The sequence below is a fragment of the Moorena sp. SIO3I6 genome, from assembly GCF_010672095.1.
Genome location: NZ_JAAHHU010000434.1, coordinates 1 through 3,551, shown reverse-complemented (window position 1 = coordinate 3,551; position 3,551 = coordinate 1). Strand labels below are relative to the sequence as shown.

Annotated in this window: 1 protein-coding gene and 2 pseudogenes; 2 read left to right on the top strand and 1 reads right to left on the bottom strand. The window is 44.9% G+C overall.

Annotated elements, in window-relative coordinates; genetic code table 11:
• Window positions 1–2,502 (top strand): annotated as a pseudogene (locus tag F6K49_RS37440) (hypothetical protein); the annotation flags it as partial.
• 171 nt (window positions 2,503–2,673) lie between these two features.
• Here F6K49_RS37440 and F6K49_RS37435 read toward each other — a convergent pair.
• A complete protein-coding gene (locus F6K49_RS37435; protein ID WP_293105146.1) occupies window positions 2,674–3,066 on the bottom strand; it encodes a hypothetical protein in 393 nt (130 codons plus the stop codon).
• 304 nt (window positions 3,067–3,370) lie between these two features.
• Between F6K49_RS37435 and F6K49_RS37430 the strand changes: the two are divergent.
• Window positions 3,371–3,551: pseudogene (locus F6K49_RS37430) on the top strand (ATP-binding protein); the annotation flags it as partial.

The following is a 3,551-nucleotide window of genomic DNA, read 5'->3' as shown; positions in this document are numbered from 1 at the left end:
GGTCGAGAGCAAGCGATTAATGACTTAGTTGAGCGTATTGCTCGCAAAGACCACAAACTAACAGTAATTTGTGGCTCCTCCGGCGTGGGAAAAAGTTTTCTACTTGAGGAAGGTTTAATTCCTAGATTACAGCAAGACCGTATTGCAGGTCGGGATGTAGAGCCGGTGTTGCTCAGCGTTTATCCCCAGTGGGAAAATAGGTTGACTCAAAGGATAATTGGAAAACAGCAGGCTGGAGAGTGGGAAAAGAAGGGAGAGAGGGAAGAAATTCTGGGCAAAATTATTGAACAGCTGCGACACAATGGTGACAATAATCGACTGACAGTTATAATTTTCGACCAGTTTGAAGAATTTTTATTTGAGTATCATAAGCCACAGCAACGACGAGTTTTTTATCAATTTTTAAAGGATTGTCTAACCCTTGACGCAGTGCAAGTTATTCTAGCATTGCGTTCAGATTATATCTCTTATTTACTAGAGTGTAATGACCGTCTGATTAGTTTAGATGTAGTCAATAATGATATTCTCAGCAAGAATGTTCTCTATTACTTAGGTAATTTTGATCAGCCCCAGGCAAAAGCCTTGATTCAACGGTTAACGGAGCAGAGTAATTTTTCCTTAGAAAAAGCGCTAATTGAGCAATTAGTGGAAGATTTAGCAGCAGAAACGGGAGAAGTGCGTCCGATTGAGTTGCAGATAGTGGGAGCGCAATTAGAAACCGAGGGAATTGTGACCTTGGAGAGGTATCAACAATGGGGCGATAAGGCAAAACTACTAGATCGTTATCTGGACGCTGTGGTTACGGATTGTGGACCACAGCACCGAGAAACTACCTGGAAATTGTTGTCTCTGTTGACCGATGATAAGCAGCTGAGACCCTTAAAAACTGAGACTGAATTAGCTACTGGGTTAAGCTTACCCCTAGAGCAGCTCACCCTGATTTTAGAAATTTTAGTGGACTCTGGTTTAGTGTTTAAGAGTCAAGGAGTAACAGAATACTGCTATCAGTTGGTTCATGATTATTTAGTAGACCCAATTGATAATAGATATGAGAGTGATATAAAAACATATTTGGTAAAGGTTGAGGAAGAAAATAGGATTTTAGAGCAAGGGCAGCAAGAAGGACTAAAACTAGAACGAGCAGGAGTTACACATCTTCATCAATTTAACTCTAGCCCGTTTGATGCCTTAGTAGCAGCTATGGAGACCGGGAAAGCATTGAAAGCAATGGTCACCAAAAATACTCCCTTGAAAGACTATCCCGCTGCTACTCCAATACTCGCTTTACAAATGATTCTTGACCACATTCAGGAGCCTAGACTTGGGCAGCATCAGGGTAAAGTTTACCAGATGAAATTTAGCGGGGATGGTCAGCTGCTGGCTAGCGCTGGAAAGGATGGAATCGTGAGGTTGTGGGATGTCAACACTGGGCAAGTCCAAGAATTGAAAGGGCATAAAGGTTTGGTTTGGCAGATGCAATTTAGCCAGGATGATCAGCTGCTCGCTACTGCTGGAGTTGACGGAATCGTGAGGTTGTGGGATGTCAACACTGGACAAGTCCAAGCATTGAAGGGGCATCAGGGTTGGGTTAAGCAGGTGGAATTTAGCCGGGATGGTCAGCTGCTCGCTACTGCTGGAGTTGACGGAATCGTGAGGTTGTGGGATGTCAACACTGGACAAGTCCAAGAATTGAAGGGGCATCAGGGTTGGGTTGACCAGGTGGAATGGAGCCGGGATGGTCAGCTGCTCGCTACTGCTGGAGAGGACGGAATGGTGAGATTGTGGGATGTCAACACTAGGCAAGTTCAAGAATTGAAGGGGCATCGGGGTTGGGTTAAGCAGCTGGAATTTACCCGGGATGGTCAGCTGCTCGCTAGCGCTGGAGAGGACAGAATCGTAAGATTGTGGGTACTCAATACTGGGCAAGTCCAGGAATTGAAGGGGCATGAAGGTTTGGTTTGGCAATTGGAATTTAGCCGGGATGGTCAGCTGCTCGCTAGCGCTGGAGATTACGGAATGGTGAGGTTGTGGGATGTCAACACTGGGCAAGTCCAAGAATTGCAAGAGCATCAGGGTAAGGTTAGCCAGGTGGCATTTAGCCGGGATGGTCAGCTGCTGGCTAGCGCTGGAGACTACGGAATGGTGAGGTTGTGGGATGTCAACACTGGGCAAGTCCAGGAATTGAAGGGGCATCAGGGTAAGGTTAGCCAGGTGGCATTTAGCCGGGATGGTCAGCTGCTCGCTAGCGCTGGAGATGACCGTAGGGTGCGCCTGTGGGATTTAAGGGGTCGTGAAATTGCTCAATTCGAGGGGAATCCCATGGTTTTCAACCCAGATGGGACGCAACTGGCTACCATAGACGGGGATACCATCAAGCTGTGGCCGGTGGACACCCTAGATGGACTCTTAGCTAGGGGTTGTGCTTGGCTAAGTAGTTATTTCAGGAATAGTTCTGTCAATCCAGAACTGAAGGCGTTTTGTGATTGTTTGCTGGAAGAATGAAGAATGCAGAATTAAGAATGTATAATGAAGAATTTAGAATGAAAAACGCTATAGCAATTCTATATGCCATTAGGTACAAATGGATCCCCCTAAATCCCCCTTATCAAGGGGGACTTTGAGATTGATAAGCGTACCTCATAAATCCTAGAAACGCTATAAATTATTAATTGTCTACATTCTTAATTCAAACTCAAGATTAGACTTAGGCGTACCATACAAATAATGGTCATGTTCCATAGCCCAGTCTGATGGTGCTTCAACTGTTCCAGCAAATTCTTCTAACAAATCCCAGGCATTTTGGCTAGTAACTGTTTTCACTTCTGTCTCAATAGCAATCGCGTAGCGCTTGCCAGGTTCTAGATTAACAGTTCGCTCTAAGCGTAAAACCTCACCATCGAAGATAGCTGTTACTACAGGTATCTTTCGAGCTTCTCTACTGTCAGCCGATTGAGTTTTAACATCTTGGCGGAGGTGAATTTCCTGTATTAGGTCTGCCCAGCTAAAATCTTCTGGTAATTTATCGATTAATTTACGTGCTTCTTCTTTGAGATTAAGGCTTGCCATGAATTGTATCCTCCCATAGCGCGTCTATGGGAAAGTTTAAATGGTATTTTCCGAGAAGTCCAAGTCATTGAGCTAGTGGGGTCAGCTTGGCTGATCAGGGTCAGAGTCTCAATCACGAGGCTCTGACCCTGATGCGATCGCACTTGCCTAAGCTAGCCTACCCTTAGTGCCATGGATTACTATAGACAAAAATAGCCTATTATTATACCAAAAAAGTAATTAAAACTCGCAGCATTAGTTATGATACATAAACAGTCTTGAACCCTTGATGATCTGACACCCCACACCCCACACCCCACACCTGATGACTCTAAATTTCACCAAGTTTTACAAAGCCACTAACCCAAGCAAAACCCTTGATCTCACCCAGGCAGAAGACCAGAAGCTCTATATCGATTTTTCTTCCGTCCGAGGGGGAGCACTGATTCAGCAACTGAAAGCGCAAATTACTCTATTCTCGGAAGACCAGCCCACCTGTCAATTAT